This window comes from Dorea sp. D27 (assembly GCF_001185345.1).
In the GTDB taxonomy this organism is placed as follows: Bacteria; Bacillota; Clostridia; order Lachnospirales; family Lachnospiraceae; genus Extibacter.
Window position 1 is genome coordinate 249,196 of sequence record NZ_KQ236746.1, and the last position, 21,827, is coordinate 271,022.

Here is a 21,827-nt window from a genome sequence, read left to right on the forward strand (position 1 = left end):
TGAACACAAGTCATATCAAGGCTCTTTCCAACAAGGAAAGGAGCAGACACCATGAAAGAAAAAAGACGGGATAACAAAGGTCGTATCCTGCATACTGGAGAGAGCCAACGAACAGACGGAAAATACTTATATAAATATGTGGACGCATTTGGAAACACAAAATATGTGTATGCTTGGAGATTGACACCCACAGACCCGACACCAAAGGGAAAACGGGAAAAACCCTCACTTCGTGAACTGGAACAGCAGATAAGACGGGATATTGAGGACGGTATCGACAGCACAGGCAAGAAAATGACGCTTTGCCAACTCTACGCCAAACAGAACGCACAGAGGGCAAATGTGAAGAAAAGCACACAGAAACAACGGGAACAACTTATGCGGTTATTGAAAGAGGACAAGTTAGGTGCTAGGAGCATTGATACAATCAAACCCTCTGACGCTAAAGAATGGGCGTTACGCATGAAAGAGAAAGGCTTTTCCTACAATACCATTAACAACCATAAACGCTCGTTAAAAGCGTCATTCTATATCGCCATACAAGACGATTGTGTAAGGAAAAACCCTTTTGATTTCAAGTTAAGTGAAGTCCTAGAAAATGATACCAAAGAGAAAGTCGCATTGACAGAGGAACAGGAACAAGCCCTACTGTCATTCATCAGGACGGACAACGTGTATCACAAGTATTATGATGATGTGCTGATACTGTTAAAAACAGGACTTCGTATTTCGGAACTATGCGGACTGACAATCATGGATGTTGATTTTATCCATGAGGTTGTGGTTATCGACCACCAGTTACTAAAGAGCAAGGAACAAGGCTATTATATTGAAACGCCTAAGACAAAAAGCGGAACAAGGCAAGTGCCATTAAGCAAAGAAACGATACAGGCATTTCAACGAATGATGAAGAAACGCCCAAAGGCAGAACCATTTGTGATAGACGGACGGGGCAACTTTCTATTTGTCAATCAGAAAGGCAAGCCCAAAGTTGCGATTGATTACAATATGCTTTTTGTCCGTATGGTAAAGAAATACAACAAGTACCATAGGGATAACCCTTTGCCACATATCACACCGCATACGCTACGCCATACATTCTGCACAAGGCTGGCAAGCAAGAACATGAACCCGAAAGATTTACAGTATATCATGGGGCATTCAAATATCAGTATCACAATGAACTGGTACGCTCATGCGTCCATAGATACCGCAAAATCAGAGGTTCAGCGTCTAATCGCATAGAAGTATTTACCACGATTTTAACCACGCTTGATAGCGAAAATATAAGAAGATAGACCTAGATATGTGAGGTTTACCACAAAAGCAAAATGCCCGTAGAGCCGATAAAATAAGGCTTTGCGGACATTTGAGAAGATATAAAAAGATAGTCAAAAAGACATATATAATTTTCTGTAATGGTGATATAAATTATTCTATGGGGAATACGCTTAATATCAGCTTTGATGGAATAGATTCAGAAGCTTTTATGTTAATGTCACAGGGGAGGATAGGTGTATCTAATGGTTCTGCTTGCACTTCCTCATATGAATATAAGCCTAGTTATGTTCTCCAGGCAATGGGATTGGAGAAAAAGATAATTGAAGAGGCGATTAGGATAAGTTGGGGAAAAGAGTTAATTGATTTTGAAGAGTTGAGTGATATAATCAAGTGGGTTAAAGCAGAGCAAAGTGCATAAAAAGCTCACATTCAAATTATAATATGAGGAACATATATAGTATATAGAAAATTTAGCAAGAAATTTAAATATGCAGTGTAAAATGAACATAGGAATGGGAGTGCTGTCTGATATGAATTTGGTTAGATATTGATTTTCACACTGAAGCTATCACGTACAACTTGTAGGAAAATAAAACTTGAGAAATTGAGAGCGCTATAATCTTATTACGTATCTGCAGAGGCGCAATCCAAGCGTACCGGGGATAGTTAATAAACTGGAGTCACCGGTGGAACGTCAGCTGGAGAAGGTAAAGAAGTATTAACAGTAGAAAAAGCAATCAGCTTCCAGATTGGGAAAAGTATTTCCCGTTGTTAAGTGAGATAGAGTATTGTTCTTATCAAAAGATGTGGAAGTATGAAAAGGTACATAAGGAGTTTGAAAAGCTTCAGAAAGAGCACGTCAATAACATGGAAGTAAGGATGAGATTATACCGCAAGGGGCTGGACAGACAGGAATTTACCAGTAGTCTGGAAGAGGTTATCCTTCCGGTTTATCAGGCGGCACAGCGTATGGGATTTCGGAATTGGGTATTGGAATGAAAAGGACAAGTATTGATTATTATGAAATGTATACAGAAAGATTCTTTGAGACAACAGTTTCGGCTGATATGCATGACGTGTATCAGCCGTTTCTTTCATTGGTAAAACCACGGGGGAGGATACTTGACCTTGGCTGTGGAAGCGGAAGGGACAGCAGATATTTTATCCGTCATGGGTATCAGGTCGAGGCGTTAGACGGTTCGCCGGCGCTGGCAAGGCTTGCCTCGGAATACATCGGACAGGAAGTAATCTGTGGCAGGATAGAAGAATTAGAGTATGACCAGGAATTCGACGGTATCTGGGCATGTGCCTCACTGGTACATATAGAAAAGAAAGATATGCCAGAGATTCTTAAAAAACTGAAAAGGGCGTTGAATCTAGAGGGCATTCTATATATATCACTGAAGTATGGCGAGGGCGAAGGAGTCAAAGACGGACGTTTTTTTAATTATTATGATGAAGCCCAACTGCGGGAAGTTTTTAATGGACTGAAGGATTTGAAGATTATTAAGCTGTTCAGAACAGAGGACGTAAGGCAAGAGCGGAAGCAGGAATTGTGGATAAATGTGCTTGCAAGGGCGGTATAGGTAAAATGAGATAATTCGGCATTGGAGTGCGGCAGACAAGGAAGCGCTACCGTATTTTGCAACAAGCCATCACTCAATGGCTGGCGCCTATTTATGAGCCAATGTTTTCGGAATATGATGTGATCTCGAAAACTTGATATTAGATGCTGCCCATGTACCTATAAATAGTGTTAAAAATAATATTTTTACTATTGTATAATACCTAAACATAAAAAGATGACAAAAAATGGTAAGAATGATAAAATAAAATTGTCAAATAAAGATTTGCGGATCGAAAAAGGTAGTATATTAAAGTGAGAAGCAGTGGATGGGTGAATCTCATCCGTGCTTTAACCCAAACCACAAGAGGATAACAATATGGTAGATTCCTATATTGCACATATTCGTAATGAAAATGACAAAGTTATTATTCAATCTGTTTCAGAACACAATTCAAATGTTTCGTTTCTATCAGAGAAAAACTGTTCTTTAGAGAATCTGTCTCCAATTACCGGATTAATTGGTAATTTTCACGATGCGGGGAAGTATCGCCCTGAAGTTCAAGAATACTTACAAAAGAATATTGACGGAGAAAAAACCCACCGGGGTGAAGTGAACCATTCGACGGCCGGCGGCTATCTAATGGAGCAATTTGCGGCAGGTTCTATGGAGGTGCAGATGATGGCGTTTCCGATATACTGTCACCATGGGATAGCCGATGCCTTGTCTGAAAACGGGAAAATGCTGGCTGATGAACGACTGAAGCAAAGGGAAAACGTACAGCAGGTTCCGGAAAGGTTTTATCAGTACAACGATAAAAATAAATTGGAAAATCAATTTTGTGAAAGCAGGAAAAGACTTGCTAAAATCTTGGGCGAGCTGCAAAAGTATGCGGAACATATAGATATCAAAGAAAGAAATCTCCACAAGAATTTTTTCGTCGGGATGTATGAGCGAATACTGTTATCGGTCTTGATAGATTCCGACTGGTCGGATACGGCCTGTTTTATGCAGAATGAAAGAATAGAAGATCGAATACAGGAGGTGCGCGGAAGAGAGGAAATATGGGCTGAATGCAGGGAATATTTTCTGTCTTACATGAGCAGCTTTCCGAAAGATTCAAAACTGAGTAAGATAAGAACGGAAATCTTGAGTCGCTGCATGACGCAAGGGGAGCAGGCGGGGAGTTTGTATCGCCTGACTGTCCCTACCGGTTCGGGTAAGACGTTGAGCTCCTTGGGATTTGCGCTGAATAATGCATTGGCGCATGGGAAGAAGCACATTATTTATGTCGCTCCGTTTACCAGCATCCTGGAGCAAAATGCGGAGGAGATCCGGAAAGCCGTGGGAAATCCGGAGATTGTGCTGGAGCATCACAGCAATGTTTTCCATGAACAGGAAGAAGACAGAAAGAAATATGATTTGTTGGCTGAGAACTGGGGAAGCCCGATTATTGTTACGACGGCGGTGCAGTTCTTGAACACGCTCTTTTCCGCATCGTCGAAAAATATACGGCGGATGAACAATATTTGTAACAGCGTGATTATTTTCGACGAAATACAGGCACTTCCGGTTAGAACGATTAAAATGTTTAATCTGGCGGTCAATTTTCTTTCCGGCTTTTGTGAATCTACCGTTGTCTTATGCTCGGCCACTCAGCCGCTTTTGGACAGGATTCCGGAGTGTAAGTTGAATTATCCAATGGATATTGTAAGATTAGATAAGATGCAGGAAGACTTGTTTTTGAGAACGGTAATTCATGATAAAACGAATTTGACCGGCTCGGGATTTTCAATGGAAGAGCTTGGAGAGCTCATTCTGAAAAGGGCGGAAGAAGAGGAACGGGTCTTAACGATTGTCAATACAAAAAGATGTGCGGAACAGACATACAAATATCTGAGGGAAAGATGCGAGGGTTCGGAGTATGTATTGTACCATCTCAGTACGAATATGTGTCCGCAAAACAGGCAGGATATGCTGAGTGAAATCAAAAAGAAGCTCAAAGAAACTGATGAAAAGATAATTTGCATTGCGACTCAGGTAATAGAAGCAGGAGTAGACATTTCTTTTCGCTGTGTTATTCGTTCCCTTGCGGGACTGGATAGCGTTGTTCAGGCGGCAGGCCGATGTAACCGTAATAAAGAAGGCGAGAGTGGAAATGTATATATTATAAAAATGTCAAAAGAGGCAGAAAACGTATCCATGCTGAGGGATATCGTAAAGGCACAGGAAGCAATGGAACGCGTGCTGTACCAGTTTGAGAAACAGCCGCAAGCCTTTGAAAATCGTCTGGACTCGGAAAGAGCTGTCGAGATGTATTATGGATTTTATATGGACAGCAGGAAAGAAGAAATGAGTTATTTGGTTTCGATTGCTGGAAGAGACGACACACTGTTAAACATGTTGTCTGCAAATGCAAAAGTATGGTCGTCAGTAAAGCAAAGGTATAAGGGCAGCCACAAGTTTTTAAAACAGGCATTTAAAACTGCCGGGGATTTGTTTGAAGTCATACCGGAAGACGGGAAAGCTGATGTGGTCGTGGAGTATGATAATACTGCAAAGGAGCTGATAGATACATTGCGCAATCCATACATATCGTTAAATGAACAACAGCAGGTAATAAGAAAGCTGCAGAAATACACAGTGGGTATTTCGGATTGGCTGAGAAGGGAACTGGGAAATGCGATTACAGATGTATGCGATGGCCGGATATTGGTTTTAAGTGAGAACTATTACAGCCGCGAGACAGGTGTTTCTATAGAGCCGGTAATAGAATTTACAAATTTTTAAGGTGGTGAGAAGAATGAAGTACAGAAATACGGTAGAATTTCAGGTAGAGGGAGACTATGCACTGTTTTCTAATCCGGTTACAAGAGTGGGAGGTGAGAAATGTTCCTATCATATCCCCACATACGAGGCGCTCAAAGGGATCCTTCAGAGCGTGTACTGGAAGCCCACGCTCATTTGGGTGGTAGATGCAGTGCGGGTGCTAAGTCCGATTCAGACCGAGACAAAAGGAGTGAAACCCATTAATTATAATGGGGGAAATGATTTGGCTTACTATACTTATCTGAAAGATGTGAAATATCAGGTGAGGGCGCATTTTGAGTGGAACGAAAACAGGCCGGAACTTGAACATGACCGGAATGAACACAAGCATCACAATATCGCAAAGCGCATGATTGCAAGGGGAGGCAGGAGAGACATATTTCTGGGGGCAAGAGAGTGCCAGGGCTATGTGGTCCCCTGTGAGTTTGGAGAAGGCGAAGGGTATTATGATAATATGCAGGGAGAAACCGGATATGGATTTATGTACCACGGAATTACTTATGCGGATGAGGCAATGTGCGAAGACGATAAAGGGAAGATGACGGCACGCTTCTGGTTTCCGGTAATGCGTCAGGGAATTATCGAATTTGTAAGGCCGGAGGAGTGCTGTGAAAAACGGCATCTGAAAGATATGGACATCAAGCCGTTCGGAGAAGAACTTCATAACTTTACCGGATTAAATGAATTTGAGGGAGAGGAGGGAGCATGTGAACTGGACAAATGAATTACTTGATTTGTATGAGAAGAATCAAGACATTGCGGGGGAAGTCAAATATAAAACCGTAAAAGGGAAAAAAGGACAAGAACTGATACCGCTAATCCTTCTGCCGGTTTTTCACACGACGGTTACGGCTCAGATTACTGTGACAATTGCAGAGGATGGCGGGTTTTTGGGTGCAAAAACAGTCAGCAAAGAAGACAACCTTACATTGATTCCGGTTACGGATAAGTCCTTAAGCCGTACAGCCGGCATAGAACCCCACCCGTTTTGTGATAATTTGAAGTATCTGGCAGGGGATTATATGGCTTATTACCGGCAGGGGAAAAAGCTAAAGGATTATTCAGACAATTATAGTCTGTATATTGAATCATTGAGGAAATGGCAGGAATCCCCTTACACACATAAGAAAGTAAATGCCATTTACAAATATTTATGCAAAGGCACGTTGATAAAAGACCTTGTGGGACAAGACATTATCTTGCTTGATGATGAGGGGAAGATGCTCGAGGCGGAGAAGATTCAGAATGTGGCTCAATCTGACGCTTTTGTCCGCTTCTGTGTAGAAGGTATCGTTAATACAAAAGCTGATATTTTAGGAGATGCAAGCGGCCGGTATCATGCAGAGTGCTGGCTGGACAGAACTTTGCAGGAGGCATATATACAATACTATTCTTCCATACTTTCCGAAAAAGATTTGTGTTATCTGACCGGGAAAAGAGTATCAATTTCCTATCTGCAGCCGAAGAAAATCCGTCATGAAGGCGACGGAGCCAAGCTGATTTCGTCAAATGATGAGTCAAACTATACGTTCAGAGGACGCTTTAGCAATAAGGCGGAGGCGTTTGCTATTGGATACGAAGCCTCTCAGAAAGTGCACAATGCGTTGAAGTGGATTATCAGAAAGCGGGGGTATAGATGGGAAGACCTTTGTGTCGTGATATGGGAGTCGGGCATGTATCCCGTTCCTTCATGGAATGTAGATACGGATGCTTTGGTTGATGAATATGAAGAGTTTGCCAGCCAAGGGGACTGGGACGAAGATGAGGTCTTGGAAAGTGAGACAGGAGAAGCACAGGCATCGAGTTTTCAAAGAGCGATGAGAGGGTACGGAAGAACCATCGGAGACATGTCCCGGATTGTGTTATTGGCGTTTGATTCGGCAACCACCGGAAGGCTGGCCATGACAGAGTATAAATCTTTTGAGAGCAGCCGTTTTCTGGATAATCTAACATATTGGCATGAGGGCTGCAATTGGCTGCAGGTAAAATATAAAGAAGGTCATAAATATGAGTACATGGGCATGGCCGGAGTGAGTGATATTGCGGAAGCGATTTATGGAACGGAACAGAATGGAAAGCTTGTGCTGAATAACAAAAAAATGTATGCACAGGTCTGCAAAAGACTTTTGCCGTGCATTTCAGACAGAAGAAAAATACCTTTGGACATGGTGAGACAGGCGGTGCAGAAGGCTTCGTCGCCGGTATCTTATGAAAAGAGATACAATTGGGAGGCTGTCTTGGGAATTGCATGTGCAATGGTGAAAAAAGAACGCAAGGAGCAGAAGAAGGAGGAGTGGAGCATGGCTTTGGACAAAGAGTGTAAGAATAGAGACTATCTCTATGGCAGGCTGCTGGCAGTTGCGGACAAGATAGAGCGGAGGACTTTTGACAGAGATGAGGATGCCGGAAGAGAGACTAATGCAGACAGGCTGATGAATGCTTTTTCTCAACATCCCTATCAGACATGGACAATTATTGAGCGGAGGATACATCCGTATTTGAGAAAACTTGATATCAAGGAAAGAAATTATTACAAAAAAATGATGGACGATATATATGAATTGTTTGATGCAGATAGTTTTACAAATAACGACAGGCTGAAAGGCATCTATTTACTGGGCTATCACAGTCAGATGAACGAAATGAGATATCAAAAAGCGGAAGAGAAGAAGGAGGATTAGAGATGAGTAGCTTAAAAGGGAAAATTGATTTTGTAATGGTGGTTTCAGCGACAAACGCAAATCCAAACGGAGATCCGCTCAATGGAAACCGGCCGAGAGAGAACTATGAAGGCTACGGGGAAATATCTGATGTATGTATCAAGCGAAAGCTTCGTAATCGTTTTCAGGATTTGGGAGAGAAAGTCTTTGTTCAATCTGACGACCGTTCAGACGATGGATTTACAAGCTTGAAAGACCGTGCAGATGGCTGCGAAGAGTTAGCGGCAGAAATAAAAAAAGGGAAACGCGCCAATAAAGAAACCTGTGCGGAAATTGCATGTAAAGAGTGGTTGGACGTTAGAGCATTTGGACAGGTATTTGCCTTTAAGGGAAATGATGTTTCGCTCGGTATCCGCGGGCCGGTATCAATACATCAGGCGGTCAGCTGTTCTCCGGTGGATATCATCAGCACACAAATCACAAAAAGCGTAAACAGTGAACCGGGCAAGGAAAGCAAAGCATCCGACACGATGGGAATGAAGCACCGGATTGGATTTGGCTTATATATAATAAAGGGAAGTGTCAATGTACAGCTTGCAGAAAAGACTGGATTTTCTCAGGAAGATGCAGAGCTTCTAAAGGAATCGCTGAAAACCATATTTGAAAATGACGCCTCTTCCGCCCGACCGGAAGGCAGCATGGAAGTGTGTGACCTGTACTGGTGGCAGCATGCGGATAAGACGCCGGCGGTATCCAGTGCAAAGTTACATAGAAGTGTTCAGGTCAAAGCGCTAAATGAAAGGCCGAAAGCGTATGAAGATTATAAAATTATGTTGAACCCGATAGAGGGCTGTGTGAAAGCGGAGGAGTATCATCTTGTATAAGGAAGAAGATTATCTTCAATTGTCGGGAATCCAGCACTTTGCATTTTGCAGACGGCAGTGGGCGCTCGCATATGTCGAACTGCAATGGGCAGAGAATGTCAGGACGGTAGAGGGAAAACTGCTTCATGAAAAGGCCCATGATGTGTCCAGTGAGGAAAAGCGGGGCGACTTGATTATCAGCCGCGCCATGCCGGTGTATTCAAGAGAGCTTGGAATCAGCGGGGAATGTGATGTGGTGGAATTCCATCGAAGCGACGTTGGAATCTCACTATCCGGGAGAGAAGGAAAATACGAAGTGGTTCCTATAGAATACAAAAGAGGCCGTCCAAAGCAAAATGATGTAGATATTCTGCAGCTTACAGCCCAGGCGATGTGTCTGGAAGAGATGCTTTGTTGCGAAATTCAGTCAGGCTATCTGTATTATGGCGAGACGAGACACCGGAGTAAAGTCACATTTGATGAGGCGGTACGGAAAAGGGTAAGAGATTCGTTTCTAGAAATGCATCAATATTATGAGCGGAGATATACGCCGAGAGTAAAAAGAACAAAAAGTTGTAATGCATGTTCTTTGAAAGACATCTGCCTTCCGGCTCTTGGGGTTGGTAAGTCGGCAACGTCTTATATTGACAAAGCGTTATTGCAGGAGGACTAGAGTGAAAAGATTACTGAATACTTTGTATGTTACATCGACAAATCGTTACCTTTCGCTGGATGGAGAGAATGTAGTAATTCTTGAAGAGCAGAAAGAAATCGGACGCATCCCCCTGCACAATCTGGAAGGAATCGTCACATTCGGCTATACCGGGGCAAGCCCGGCCTTGATGGGTGCCTGTGCGAAAAGAAATATTGATTTGTCTTTTATGAGCGGCAACGGGCGTTTTTTAGCACGCGTATCTGGTGAAGTCAGAGGAAATGTTACACTCCGGAAAGAGCAGTACAGGGTGAGTGAGGAAAAGCAAGAAAGTATAAAAATTGCACGCAACTTTATTACTGGAAAAGTTTATAATGCGAAATGGGTTTTGGAACGGGCTGCACGGGATTATCCGTTACGTCTCAACGTGGAAAAACTAAAAGAGAAATCGGCATTTATGTCTGGGAACCTTCAAAAGATTAGAAGGTGTGAATCGGCTGAACAGTTACTGGGGCTTGAAGGTGAATCGGCTTCCCTATACTTTTCCGTATTTGATGAGATGATTTTGCAGCAAAAAGAGGACTTTTCTTTTGCAGGGAGAAATAAACGCCCCCCTTTGGATAATGTGAATGCAATGCTTTCGTTTGCGTACACACTATTAACTGGAATGTGTGCATCAGCGTTAGAAGCAGTGGGATTGGATCCTTATGTGGGCTTTTTCCATACAGACCGCCCCGGAAGAGTTTCGCTGGCACTGGATATTATGGAAGAGCTTAGAAGTGTAATGGCGGATCGCTTTGTCCTTACTTTGATTAATAAGAAGATGATTGATTCCTCCGGTTTTGCGAAGAAAGAAAGCGGTGCAGTCATTATGGATGATGACACCCGGAAACAGTTTTTGTCGCACTGGCAGAATAAGAAGAAAGAAACAATTACTCACCCTTTTTTGGCGGAAAAGATAGAGTGGGGCTTGGTTCCTTATGCACAGGCGATGCTGCTGGCAAGGTATATACGAGGGGATATTGATGAATATCCACCGTTTCTCTGGAAGTAGGTGACGGATTTGCTTATTCTAATCACATATGATGTAAATACGGAAAGCGATGCCGGGAAGCGCCGCTTGAGAAAGGTTGCAAAACAATGCGTGAACTATGGTCAACGGGTGCAGAATTCTGTGTTTGAATGTAACATTGATGCCGCAAAATTCCGGCAGGTAAAGGCGATATTGGAAGACATTATTGATAAAAGTAAAGACAGCCTCCGGTTTTATAATTTGGGCGATAAATATCAGAATAAGATTGAGCATATTGGAGCGAAGAAAAGTTTTGATGTGACGGATACTTTGATTTTTTGAACTTATTAAAGCATGTGCCATTTGAATTTTGTAGAAGAATTAGCGGCGGAGTCTTGTTTGGTCAGGAGCGTGTACTTATTGAGAGAAGGGGAGCGGCGCGAATCAGATGCAAACATAGAAATGCGGAGAGATTCGCACCAGAATGTGTTGGGATTATTTGATAACAAACGAAGGATTAGAGTTTGGTTTTTCCTTGGAATTAGTAAACTTGTGCAATTGCAACAAAGTTATGCTGTGTATGAGAAAGGAAATTTGTGTGTAATTGCTGTCTCTATCCATTTGGGTAGAGTGGATTGAAGTACAGCATCGTCATCCTGCATGAATACCGGCGCCGTCTCTATCCATTTGGGTAGAGTGGATTGAAGTGCATCATGAATGGAGGGACGGACATTCCACAAATGGTCTCTATCCATTTGGGTAGAGTGGATTGAAGTGGCTGCCGGACAATTAATTCGTCGAGATCACAACCGTCTCTATCCATTTGGGTAGAGTGGATTGAAGTACGGTATATTCAGGGCGGTCCGGGCGAGCCCGGCGTCTCTATCCATTTGGGTAGAGTGGATTGAAGTGTCGTTGTCTTCCAGATTCTTCACAGCTTCCAGGTCTCTATCCATTTGGGTAGAGTGGATTGAAGTAAGCATGCTGTCCGGGAAGGTGTCACTTGAAGTGTCTCTATCCATTTGGGTAGAGTGGATTGAAGTCCGTAGTGCCTGGCCCATTTTACAAGGGGTACTCCGGTCTCTATCCATTTGGGTAGAGTGGATTGAAGCAATTACCTCATAGACCGGCAGCAGACCGGGGACATGTCTCTATCCATTTGGGTAGAGTGGATTGAAGCATGTATTCAACGCCTCTGTCCACAGATTCAGTTAGTCTCTATCCATTTGGGTAGAGTGGATTGAAGCTGTAGTATATACTTTCGCAATTGCTCCGTCCGGTATCGTCTCTATCCATTTGGGTAGAGTGGATTGAAGCGTCACCAGGCTCGCGCAAACAGCAAAGCCAGCCGAGTCTCTATCCATTTGGGTAGAGTGGATTGAAGCGGTTATCATGCCTCCAGAGCAAGTATCTTTCCTGTCTCTATCCATTTGGGTAGAGTGGATTGAAGCATATTGTAGTTATTATGATAAGAATGACCCTGTGTCTCTATCCATTTGGGTAGAGTGGATTGAAGCCAGCCAATAATAATCAAAATGAAATTCTCTACAGTCTCTATCCATTTGGGTAGAGTGGATTGAAGCGGCAACCTACTTGAACGGCAGCTCTTCCTGCCCAGTCTCTATCCATTTGGGTAGAGTGGATTGAAGCGAGACAGAAATGAGACATTGAGACAGGAATGAGGTCTCTATCCATTTGGGTAGAGTGGATTGAAGCGGGTATGCTAGAGTTTCATCGAAGGGTCAGAATTGTCTCTACCCATTTGGGTAGAGTGGATTGAAGCGACACCCATCGTTGAAAAGGCAGCCGCCGCCTGGTCTCTACCCATTTGGATAGAGTGGATTGAAGCTCCCTGGCCCATCGGATGACTTCCGGCGTTGGCTGTCTCTACCCATTTGGGTAGAGTGGATTGAAGCTCGTCAGGTCATTTTGGAAGAAGGATATCCAGTTGTCTCTACCCATTTGATTTGAAAAAGTAAACGGATAAGGAATTACCAGAAGGTTATGAAGATGTGATATAGGTCGTGCTTGAAACGGGGTAAGCTAGATTAGTAAGCAGTGGAATCGAGAAAAGTAATACGCTGAGCTCGTTGTAGGGTGTTAGAATCGCGATGTAAGAAACGTTAGTGTGGAAAATGGTTGTCCGTATTTTGAGACAGCTATTTTTCTATGCTTAGTATAACAAAAGAAAGCTGCTGTGGAACGCAAACCATTTTAGACAGGATATGAGACAATAAAGAAGGGAAATAATACCATGAAGGAAGAGTATATTACGATAGTCGGTTTTAATCATTATTACGGAATTCATCCATTTAAGGTAGGCAAAGCAGTCAAATGTGTTAAAGAGCCGCATAATCCATATGATGGGGAGGCTATCAGAGCTGTGATGAAGAATATTGGAATGGTAAGGAGGTGGCGAATGCACCATACACAACTGCAAAGGGAACCAGTAGTGTAGGAGGTATTGCACATAAAGTTGGTAAGAGATTCAAGGTAAAAGTTATGTTTATAACGAGAACCAAAGTAATTTGCAAAGTGGTCGGAGGGCTGCAGAAAAAGAAAGAGGACTTGACCGTGGAGGCAGTTAAGGAAGGGGAGGAGTTTATTAGCCCTGTTTCTACAAAAGATGACACAATATAATTAATTAAAAAGTCAGGGGTGGTCAATGTTATGGCAGTTCAGATACACAAGCTGAAAGTCTTATATTTTTCGGATTCTTATGGAACATACAGATGAGGACCATGTCATGACGGCACAAGAATTGTGCGGTATCCTGAATAGCAAATATGGTATTGAGGAAGTACGTAAAAGCATTAACAGTGATATCGAAACATTACAGGCATTCGGTGTAGATATCTTACAGATGAAAGGCAGTAACTCCGGATATTATATAGGGCAGCGCAATTTTGAACTACCGGAATTGAAATTGCTTGTAGACGTGGTACAATCGTCAAAATTCCATACCCGGGAGAAGACGGCAGAGCTAATCAGAAAATTAAAGAAACTGACCATCCGATTCGAGGCAGAACAATTACAAAGAGAAGTATACATAGTTAACAGTTAAAAGCCGGGAATGAAACTATTTACTATAATGTGGATTAGATGCACGTGAAAATTTCAGGAAATCGGCAGATTGCGTTTCAATATGTGGAATGGACAGTGAAGAGAGAACTTAAGTTGAAAAAAGGGTGGGGAATACTATGTGGTCAGCCCCTGGAAACTGACATGGGATGATGAAAATTATTATTTGATTGTTTATGATGAAAAGTCAGACTGTATAAAGCGTTACAGGGTGGATAAGATGAAGAATCTGTCTGTTTTGGGCCAGAAACGTATCGGTAAAGAAACATTTCGTGATTTTAATCTGGCGGTTTTCGCAAAGCGGACTTTTGGTATGTATGGCGGAAGAGGCGAGAAGGTCACTATGCTATGTGGAAATGAGCTGGCAGGGGTTATTATTGACCGGTTCGGGAAAGACGTAATAATGGTACCAAAAGGGACAGACTATTTCCAAGTTTCGACTACAGTATCAATCAGCCGGCAATTCTTTGGGTGGGTGACCGGAGTCGGGAAAAATTAAAGATTGTCTCACCGGAAAGTGTAAAGGAAGAGTATCAGAAGTATTTGAGCGAGATTCTCGAAGGGTACAGAAAGCGATATTCTTAAAGGAGTCTTGTCGATTTGATTAGTATGACCTGAAAGTATCGTCCAAACAAAATCCCATGTAAATATTTAACAACGCATCAAATTTGGTTGACAAATCTCCACTTATAAAATATAATTAATTTAACTTTAATAAATATATGCAGATAAAAATGCATAAAAGCACAAAAACATGCCGAATACGATATCAATACGGTATTTTTTTGCCATAATTATGAAATAAACTTTAATAATTACAAAGTTTGTTTCATAATTAAGAGTCCAGAAAGGGGGATGCCGCAGAAATCCATTACAAAAACAGCCTATTTTGGCATACAACGGTAATTGTATTTAAACAACATTAATTTATTCTAAAAGGAGAAGGGTATGAAGAACATTTATAAGAAAGTAATTGCGGTTTTATTGGTTTTGACAATGATGTTATCTCTCACTGCCTGCACAAGCGGAGATTCCGGCAGCAGTGGAAGTTCTTCGGGCGGCAGCAAGAAAGATAATAAGAAGGTCGGCATTGCCATGCCGACGAAGGATCTGCAGCGCTGGAGCGAAGACGGCGCCTACATGAAAGAGGCCATGGAAAAGGCGGGCTACACGGTAGATATCCAATATGCCAATAACGATATCGGTGTCCAGGCTTCACAGATTGAGAACATGATTACGGGAGGATGCGGAATCCTCGTTATCGCCTCTATCGACGGCGGAGCCCTTTCGGAAGTGCTGGAGAAGGCCAAAGCCGCCGACATCCCGGTCATCGCATATGACCGGCTTATCATGAATACAGATGCGGTCACGTATTATGCAACCTTTGACAATGAGAAAATCGGAATTATGCAGGGACAGTACATAGCGGATAAGTTAGACCTGGAACATCAGGACGGGCCGTTTAACATAGAGTTGTTCACCGGGCCGACCGATGACAACAATGTGAATTTCTACTTTGGCGGTGCCATGTCCATCTTGCAGAAATACGTAGACGAAGGCAAGCTGTTAATCAAGTCCGGGACAGAAGCATCGCTGGCCGCATGTGCCACACCAAACTGGTCGACAGAAGAGGCGCAGAAGCGGATGGAAAACATCATCACGAAGAGTTATACCGGAGGCGAGAAGCTGGATGCCGTGCTGTCATCCAACGATTCCGTGGCAAATGGCATAACGAACGCTCTGGTTGCCGCAGGCTACACAGCGGAAGATTTTCCGATTATCACCGGACAGGACTGTGAGATTACATCAGTGAGAAACATGATCAAGGGGCTGCAGTCGATGTCTGTCTTTGTGGATACGAGAGAGCTGGCTAATGTGACGGCCGACATGGTGGAAGCCATCATGAAGGGCGAAGAGCCGGAGATTAACAATACGGAAGACTATGATAACGGCACTGGTATCATTCCGACTTATCTCTGTGAGCCACAGGTTGCCGATATCGACAACTACAAAGAAGTGCTCATAGATTCCGGCTATTATACAGAGGACAGGCTTCAATAGCAGATTTACAGACTGACAGGGCTGCTGCGGTATGCAGCAGCTCCTTTAGAAAGGAAGAGATAGTTTGAGCAGAATACTAATGGAGATGAAGGGGATTACCAAAACCTTTCCCGGAGTCAAGGCTCTGGATGATGTAAACCTGCAGGTGGAAGAAGGCGGGATACACGCGCTCGTAGGTGAGAACGGGGCCGGAAAGTCAACCTTGATGAACATTCTAAGTGGGGTGTATCCATATGGAAGCTATGAAGGGGAAATCATCTATGAAGGGGAGCGCTGCGAATTTCAAAAGATCAAGGACAGCGAAAGAAAAGGGATTGTTATTATCCATCAGGAGCTGGCGCTCGTGCCATATATGACGATTGGAGAAAACATGTTTTTGGGTAATGAACGGGGCAGCCGATACAACGTGAACTGGAACGCCACGTTCAGCCAGGCAGAAGAGCTTTTAAAGACCGTCGGCTTGTCCGAGCCGCCGCAGACGCTCGTCAAAGATATCGGGGTCGGCAAGCAGCAGCTCGTGGAGATTGCCAAAGCACTGGCAAAAGACGTCAAGCTTTTGATTTTGGATGAGCCGACGGCTTCTTTGAACGAGTCGGATTCCAGAAAGCTGCTGGATCTGCTGCTGGCGCTGAAGAAGAAGGGGATGACCTCCATCATCATATCCCATAAGCTGAATGAAATTGCCTATGCAGCGGACAAGATTACGGTACTGCGGGACGGCATGACGATAGAGACGCTGGATAATGAGGCCCACGTCATCGATGAAGACCAGATTATCAGGGGAATGGTCGGAAGAGAACTGACAAACCGGTTTCCGGCAAGAGAGAATGTGGCAATCGGCGAGGTGAGCATGGACATCAGAAACTGGACGGTTCATCATCCCCTTGCCCCGGAGAGGAAGGTGGTCGATAACGTAAGCATGTATGTCAGACGCGGCGAGGTAGTCGGCATATCCGGCCTGATGGGAGCGGGGCGCACAGAATTTGCCATGAGTGTATTTGGCAGGAGCTACGGTGTGAATATCAGCGGAGAGATGACGCTTTCCGGCAGGAAAGTGAAACTGAATTCCGTCCAGCAGGCGATAGACAATAAGCTCGCTTATATTACCGAAGACCGTAAAGGCAACGGCCTCATATTAAGCAACCCGATCCGGGTGAACACGACGCTTGCGAAGATGGATAAGGTGAGCCGTTTTGGAGTCATTGACAAGAACAAAGAATATGAAGTGGCTGAGACGTATAAAGAGAAGCTGCGGACGAAGACACCTACCGTGGAACAGAATGTCGGCAACTTAAGCGGAGGCAACCAGCAGAAGGTCCTGCTCGGAAAATGGATGTTCACGGAACCGGATATTATGATTCTGGACGAGCCGACGAGGGGAATCGATGTCGGCGCAAAATATGAGATCTACAGTATTATCAACGCACTGGCTAAAGAGGGGAAGTCTATTGTCATGATATCTTCTGAACTACCGGAAATCCTCGGTATGTGCGATCGGATCTATATCATGAACCAGGGCAGGTTCGTAGGCGAGCTTGGCAGGGAAGAGGCGACGCAGGAAAAAATCATGACACTCATATTGAAGCAGGGCGGGGAGCAGTAAAGGAGGAGAGGATTAAGGTGAATAGTGTAAAAGAGGTACTGAAGAAGAATACAATGTTATTTATTCTGCTCATAGTCGCATTGTTTTTCGGATGGAAAACGAACGGGGTGTTATTCGATCCTCAGAATGTGACAAACCTGATAGCCCAGAACGGCCATGTGGTAATCCTGGCGGTCGGCATGCTGATGTGCATATTGACCGGAGGCAATATCGACCTTTCGGTTGGCTCGGTTGTAGCATTCATAGGGGCTGTGGCAGGTAAGCTGATGGTTACATATAAGATGAATTTTGGACTCGTTATCGTCATCTGCCTTGTGCTTGGCATCTTGATAGGCATGTGGCAGGGCTTTTGGATTGCTTATATCAGGATTCCGTCCTTTATCGTAACCCTGGCAGGAATGCTCCTCTGGCGCGGCGTGGCGCTCATTATCCTGGACGGGCTGACGATATCGCCGTTTCCGGATGCATTTAAGATGATATTCAACAGCTATATCGCGAATCCCTTCGGGGGCAGCATCAACGTGACGTGCATGCTGGCTGCTGTGCTGGCGTGTCTGGCCTATCTCTTCGTATTTATCAACAGCCGCAGGAACAGGCAGAAAAAGGGATATGCGGTAGACAGACTGGCCCCCTCTGCCGGGAAGGCGGCTGTCATCTGTCTCGTCATCCTTCTGGCAGCCTACCGTATGGCACAGTTCCAGGGGCTTCCGACCATCCTCGTCATCCTGGCGATAGTCGTCGGCGTCTATACGTATTACACATCCAAGACGGTCGGCGGCCGTTATCTTTATGCAGTCGGCGGCAATGAGAAGGCGGCTAAGATGAGCGGGGTCAATACGAACCGCGTGCTGTTCTTTGCATTTACCAATATGGCATTTTTAAGTGCTGTCGCCGCACTCGTATGTGTGGCCAGATTTAACTCGGCGGCGCCGACAGCGGGCAAGAACTACGAGATGGACGCCATTGCTTCCTGCTACATCGGCGGGGCCTCGGCCTACGGTGGCACGGGAACGGTGATGGGAGCCGTAATCGGCGCCGTATTTATGGGTCTGCTCAATAACGGCATGTCCATCATGGGTGTAGATTCCAACTGGCAGCAGGCAATCAAAGGGCTGGTTCTCCTGGCCGCAGTTGCCTTTGATGTAATATCAAAGAAAAAAAGCAGATAAGGAGTGGCAGATATGGATTTAAAAAACTTATATAAATGGTGCAGCATTCCGGCCAAAGAGCTGGCGGGGAGAGAGGACTTGAAAGTTCCCCTGCGTATAGTGAAGGATTCCGATGAACTGGGAACGGTGATGGCCCGCGATCTGGTGGACGAGATAAAGAAAGCGAACGAAGAGAAGCGCATCTTCCGGCTCATCGTACCGTGCGGACCAAAAGAATGGTATGCGCCGTTTACCGATATGGTGAATGAAGCGCATGTTTCGCTGCGGAATATGGTCTGCTACCACATGGATGAGAACCTGGACTGGGAAGGGAAACTGCTGTCGAAAGAGGACCCCAATAATTTCCGTACTTTCATGGAACGGTATTTCTATGGCGGCATAGAAGAGGAGCTGCAAGTTCTGCCGGAAAACCGGCATTATCTGACCCCGTATAATATGCAGGAGATGTCCCGGATGATTTCTGAGGTGGAAATCGATTACACGCTGGGAGGATGGGGCCAGGACGGACACATCGCGTTCAACCAGGCGAACCGCAATCCATATGTAGAAGTGTCGTTAGACGATGTGCGTAATTCCACCGCAAGGATACAGAACAACAATAACGATACGATACTTGCGCTGTCCCAGAGGGGATTGGGAGGGGCCTGGCAGTTCATGCCGCCTATGTCTATTACATTAGGGGTCAAAGAGTGTATGAAGGCTAAGAAAATAAGAGTCTATTCCGCCACAGGAGCGTGGAAGCAGACTGCCCTGCGGGTTGCACTGTTCTCGGAGCCGACCGTGGAATATCCGATGACGCTCCTGCAGGAACATCCAGACGCCTTGATTACAGCGACGAAAGAGACGGCCTCCCATCCCATCAGTGAACACCCGGAGTGGGAGTTCAGAGCCGTAAACAGTAAATAAGGGTAAAGGTGGGAGATATATGAAGTTTGACAAGATTATAGCGACCGGAGGCATCGGCACCGGCATGCTGTTCCTGAGCAGCCAGCAGAAACCTCTTGGACGGAGCGAGTCACGTTCCGTAACATTGAGCCCTGCAAAAGATTATTGCAAACAACAGATTGTCCTGTATTATACAGCGTCCCTGCTGAAGGACAAGATACCGGTGTACCCCGTCGGATATGTCGGGGCCGATGGCAGCGGCAGCGCGATAATTGAGGAAATGCGTCTGCAGGGCATGGATGTAACATACATATCCCAAAGCCCGGAGTATCCGACGACCATCAGCATCTGCCTGCAGTATCCGGACAGAGAGACATGCAACTTTACAGCCGGCAACAGCGCTTCGGGCCTCGTCACGCCGGAATATGTTAAAAACGCCATGATGCAGATTGGCGTAGATGAAAGGACAATCGTCTGTGCGATTCCGGAAGTACCGGTTGCTTCCCGGGCAGAGATGGTAAGAGCCGGAAAGATGAAGGGGGCCCTTACCGTCTTGTCGGTACCTGTTTCAGAGGCAGAGGAGTTTGAAGAGCTATCCATATACAGGTATGTGGACATCCTTGCCGTCAACTTGGAAGAGGCACAGGCAGTCGCCCATAGCAGCGAGACGGGGGAGATACTGCTCAGGAAGCTGGCAGATAAGTTAGGAAATTGGAACCCTTGTCTGTCAATCCTGATGACATGCGGCAGAGATGGGGCATATACTTACGCCAGCCAATCGGTGGAAAGGATTCCCCCATTACTTGGCAACGCTATAAATACGACCGGTGCCGGAGATGCATTTCTGGGCGGCGCCCTTGCCGGTATTGCCCGGGGCATGGAACTCCGGAAGGAACGAAACGACCTCGTGTTCGGAGAAACGACACTCAGAAGCGCGCCGGAGCTTGGAACGATCTGCGCCGGAATGGCAGTGGAATGTGAGGACAGCATCGCATTCCATGTGAGCCCTATGACGATTCAAGGTCTGATCTGCAAAAATGGATGGACTGCAGAAAATCATTTTATCTAAATAGCAAAATAACATTTGGGAAGAGGGGAAGATATATGGCACATATAAAAGTCCGGCCGTTTGGCAGGCTGTCTGGCGGACAGGATGCGTTTCTCTACACGCTCAAAAATAAAAACGATGTGACGGTCAGCATCACAGACTTTGGGGCTGCCTTGCAGGCGGTCCGGCTGCCCCAGAATGACGGGCGGCCGAGGGATGTAGTGCTTGGATTTGACAGCGCCGGCGGATATGAGCGTACAGGCCTCTACCTGGGGGCGACGATTGGCCGGTATGCGGGACAGATACGAGGCGGGAGCTTCTGGCTGGACGGAAGGCAGTATCGTTTGTTTAAAAACGACCATGAAAATACCCTCCACGGGGGAAAACGCGGCTTTGACAAGCACCTTTTTGCGGCCGGCCTTGATGAGGATAACAATAAAGTAACATTTCATGCATTGATAGAAGACGGAGAGGAAGGCTTTCCGGGGAATCTGGAAGTGGAATCGAGCTATGAGCTGACGGACAATGATGAGGTCATAATGATACACCGTGCGCACAGTGACAAGGACACGGTGCTGAACATGACGAACCACAGCTATTACAATCTTGACGGGCATGACAGCGGCAGCATAGAAAATCACAGGCTGAAAATCTACAGCAGCCGGTTCCTTGAATTGTCAGAGGACTGCTGCCCCAATGGCAATGTGCTGGATGTGTCCGGGACACCGATGGATTTTCTCACCATGACAAGAATTGGTGAACGAATCGGACAGCCGTATAAGCAGCTCGATATCAGTGAAGGGTATGACCACAACTGGAATATCGGCGGGCCTGCGGGCACGGTAAGGAAAGTTGCAGAGCTGGAAAGCAGCAGCAATGATGTACGGATGGGGCTGTATTCCGACCTTCCGGGCCTCCAGTTTTACAGCGGCAACTATCTGAACGGCGGTGAAACAGGTAAAGGCGGATGCCGCTATGGCTTCCGGGGAGGGTTGTGCCTGGAGCCCCAGTACTATCCCGCGGCTCCAAACTACAGACAGTTCCCGCCGGCCGTGCTCAGGAGAAATGAGACTTATGAACATACGATCAGGCTGAAGTTCTCCTACACCGGAGGGTAA

Annotated in this window: 21 protein-coding genes and 1 CRISPR repeat array; all 21 genes read left to right on the forward strand. The window is 45.2% G+C overall.

Annotated elements, in window-relative coordinates:
• Positions 1 to 51: 51 nt before the first annotated feature.
• Positions 52 to 1,245 (forward strand): site-specific integrase, encoded by a 1,194-nt coding sequence (locus tag HMPREF0980_RS14885; RefSeq protein WP_008818896.1) that lies wholly within the window; start codon positions 52 to 54, stop codon positions 1,243 to 1,245.
• 124 nt (positions 1,246 to 1,369) lie between these two features.
• The gene (locus tag HMPREF0980_RS14890; RefSeq protein ID WP_147629842.1) at positions 1,370 to 1,699 is read left to right on the forward strand and encodes a hypothetical protein; all 330 of its coding nucleotides are present in this window, start codon (positions 1,370 to 1,372) and stop codon (positions 1,697 to 1,699) included.
• A gap of 350 nt (positions 1,700 to 2,049) precedes the next feature.
• A complete protein-coding gene (locus HMPREF0980_RS14895) occupies positions 2,050 to 2,280 on the forward strand; it encodes a hypothetical protein (RefSeq protein ID WP_147629843.1) in 231 nt (76 codons plus the stop codon).
• Complete coding sequence (locus HMPREF0980_RS14900; RefSeq protein WP_049729884.1) at positions 2,277 to 2,867, forward strand: class I SAM-dependent methyltransferase; 591 nt, start codon at positions 2,277 to 2,279, stop codon at positions 2,865 to 2,867. The genes HMPREF0980_RS14895 and HMPREF0980_RS14900 overlap by 4 nt, the downstream gene beginning before the upstream one ends.
• A 357-nt stretch (positions 2,868 to 3,224) precedes the next feature.
• A complete protein-coding gene (locus HMPREF0980_RS14905) occupies positions 3,225 to 5,636 on the forward strand; it encodes a CRISPR-associated helicase/endonuclease Cas3 (protein ID WP_049729885.1) in 2,412 nt (803 codons plus the stop codon).
• A 13-nt stretch (positions 5,637 to 5,649) separates the two neighbouring features.
• Positions 5,650 to 6,399, forward strand: coding sequence for a type I-C CRISPR-associated protein Cas5c (gene cas5c / locus HMPREF0980_RS14910; RefSeq protein WP_049729886.1), 750 nt, complete (start codon positions 5,650 to 5,652; stop codon positions 6,397 to 6,399).
• The gene (gene cas8c, locus HMPREF0980_RS14915; protein WP_049729887.1) at positions 6,383 to 8,356 is read left to right on the forward strand and encodes a type I-C CRISPR-associated protein Cas8c/Csd1; all 1,974 of its coding nucleotides are present in this window, start codon (positions 6,383 to 6,385) and stop codon (positions 8,354 to 8,356) included. Before cas5c ends, cas8c begins: the two co-directional genes overlap by 17 nt.
• A gap of 2 nt (positions 8,357 to 8,358) precedes the next feature.
• Positions 8,359 to 9,219, forward strand: a complete 861-nt coding sequence (gene cas7c / locus HMPREF0980_RS14920) for a type I-C CRISPR-associated protein Cas7/Csd2 (RefSeq protein WP_049729888.1) — start codon at positions 8,359 to 8,361, stop codon at positions 9,217 to 9,219.
• Complete coding sequence (gene cas4, locus HMPREF0980_RS14925; protein ID WP_334291728.1) at positions 9,209 to 9,871, forward strand: CRISPR-associated protein Cas4; 663 nt, start codon at positions 9,209 to 9,211, stop codon at positions 9,869 to 9,871. Before cas7c ends, cas4 begins: the two co-directional genes overlap by 11 nt.
• Before the next feature lies 1 nt (position 9,872).
• Positions 9,873 to 10,904, forward strand: coding sequence for a type I-C CRISPR-associated endonuclease Cas1c (cas1c, locus tag HMPREF0980_RS14930; protein ID WP_049729890.1), 1,032 nt, complete (start codon positions 9,873 to 9,875; stop codon positions 10,902 to 10,904).
• Positions 10,905 to 10,913: 9 nt separating this feature from the next.
• Positions 10,914 to 11,204 (forward strand): CRISPR-associated endonuclease Cas2, encoded by a 291-nt coding sequence (cas2, locus tag HMPREF0980_RS14935; RefSeq protein WP_049730031.1) that lies wholly within the window; start codon positions 10,914 to 10,916, stop codon positions 11,202 to 11,204.
• 267 nt (positions 11,205 to 11,471) lie between these two features.
• Positions 11,472 to 12,778: a CRISPR direct-repeat array (repeat unit 33 nt; unit sequence GTCTCTATCCATTTGGGTAGAGTGGATTGAAGC).
• Positions 12,779 to 13,116: 338 nt separating this feature from the next.
• Entirely contained in the window at positions 13,117 to 13,320 is a 204-nt protein-coding gene (locus HMPREF0980_RS20045) for an HIRAN domain-containing protein (RefSeq protein WP_049729891.1), read from the forward strand.
• Entirely contained in the window at positions 13,275 to 13,502 is a 228-nt protein-coding gene (locus HMPREF0980_RS18970) for a hypothetical protein (protein WP_147629844.1), read from the forward strand. Before HMPREF0980_RS20045 ends, HMPREF0980_RS18970 begins: the two co-directional genes overlap by 46 nt.
• Positions 13,503 to 13,608: 106 nt before the next feature.
• Positions 13,609 to 13,926, forward strand: coding sequence for a hypothetical protein (locus HMPREF0980_RS19505; protein WP_242847419.1), 318 nt, complete (start codon positions 13,609 to 13,611; stop codon positions 13,924 to 13,926).
• A gap of 183 nt (positions 13,927 to 14,109) precedes the next feature.
• Positions 14,110 to 14,442, forward strand: coding sequence for a WYL domain-containing protein (locus HMPREF0980_RS19510; RefSeq protein WP_242847420.1), 333 nt, complete (start codon positions 14,110 to 14,112; stop codon positions 14,440 to 14,442).
• Positions 14,443 to 14,900: 458 nt separating this feature from the next.
• A complete protein-coding gene (gene chvE, locus HMPREF0980_RS14950; RefSeq protein ID WP_442855437.1) occupies positions 14,901 to 16,004 on the forward strand; it encodes a multiple monosaccharide ABC transporter substrate-binding protein in 1,104 nt (367 codons plus the stop codon).
• Positions 16,005 to 16,068: 64 nt separating this feature from the next.
• Positions 16,069 to 17,607 carry a multiple monosaccharide ABC transporter ATP-binding protein gene (gene mmsA / locus HMPREF0980_RS14955; RefSeq protein ID WP_049729893.1) on the forward strand — a complete coding sequence of 513 codons (1,539 nt, stop codon included), beginning with the start codon at positions 16,069 to 16,071 and terminating at the stop codon, positions 17,605 to 17,607.
• Positions 17,608 to 17,624: 17 nt separating this feature from the next.
• Positions 17,625 to 18,776, forward strand: coding sequence for a multiple monosaccharide ABC transporter permease (gene mmsB / locus HMPREF0980_RS14960; RefSeq protein WP_147629845.1), 1,152 nt, complete (start codon positions 17,625 to 17,627; stop codon positions 18,774 to 18,776).
• 12 nt (positions 18,777 to 18,788) lie between these two features.
• Positions 18,789 to 19,682 (forward strand): 6-phosphogluconolactonase, encoded by an 894-nt coding sequence (locus tag HMPREF0980_RS14965; protein ID WP_049729894.1) that lies wholly within the window; start codon positions 18,789 to 18,791, stop codon positions 19,680 to 19,682.
• A gap of 19 nt (positions 19,683 to 19,701) precedes the next feature.
• Positions 19,702 to 20,730, forward strand: a complete 1,029-nt coding sequence (locus HMPREF0980_RS14970) for a carbohydrate kinase family protein (RefSeq protein WP_049729895.1) — start codon at positions 19,702 to 19,704, stop codon at positions 20,728 to 20,730.
• Between the two features lie 35 nt (positions 20,731 to 20,765).
• Positions 20,766 to 21,827, forward strand: a complete 1,062-nt coding sequence (locus HMPREF0980_RS14975; RefSeq protein WP_049729896.1) for an aldose epimerase family protein — start codon at positions 20,766 to 20,768, stop codon at positions 21,825 to 21,827.

Coding starts and splice junctions, on each gene's coding strand:
- HMPREF0980_RS19505 (WP_242847419.1), top strand. CDS start 13,609: ATGACGGCACAAGAATTGTGCGGTATCCTGAATAGCAAATATGGTATT.
- HMPREF0980_RS14975 (WP_049729896.1), top strand. CDS start 20,766: ATGGCACATATAAAAGTCCGGCCGTTTGGCAGGCTGTCTGGCGGACAG.
- HMPREF0980_RS14970 (WP_049729895.1), top strand. CDS start 19,702: ATGAAGTTTGACAAGATTATAGCGACCGGAGGCATCGGCACCGGCATG.
- HMPREF0980_RS20045 (WP_049729891.1), top strand. CDS start 13,117: ATGAAGGAAGAGTATATTACGATAGTCGGTTTTAATCATTATTACGGA.
- HMPREF0980_RS14885 (WP_008818896.1), top strand. CDS start 52: ATGAAAGAAAAAAGACGGGATAACAAAGGTCGTATCCTGCATACTGGA.
- cas5c (WP_049729886.1), top strand. CDS start 5,650: ATGAAGTACAGAAATACGGTAGAATTTCAGGTAGAGGGAGACTATGCA.
- cas7c (WP_049729888.1), top strand. CDS start 8,359: ATGAGTAGCTTAAAAGGGAAAATTGATTTTGTAATGGTGGTTTCAGCG.
- HMPREF0980_RS14965 (WP_049729894.1), top strand. CDS start 18,789: ATGGATTTAAAAAACTTATATAAATGGTGCAGCATTCCGGCCAAAGAG.
- HMPREF0980_RS14905 (WP_049729885.1), top strand. CDS start 3,225: ATGGTAGATTCCTATATTGCACATATTCGTAATGAAAATGACAAAGTT.
- HMPREF0980_RS14900 (WP_049729884.1), top strand. CDS start 2,277: ATGAAAAGGACAAGTATTGATTATTATGAAATGTATACAGAAAGATTC.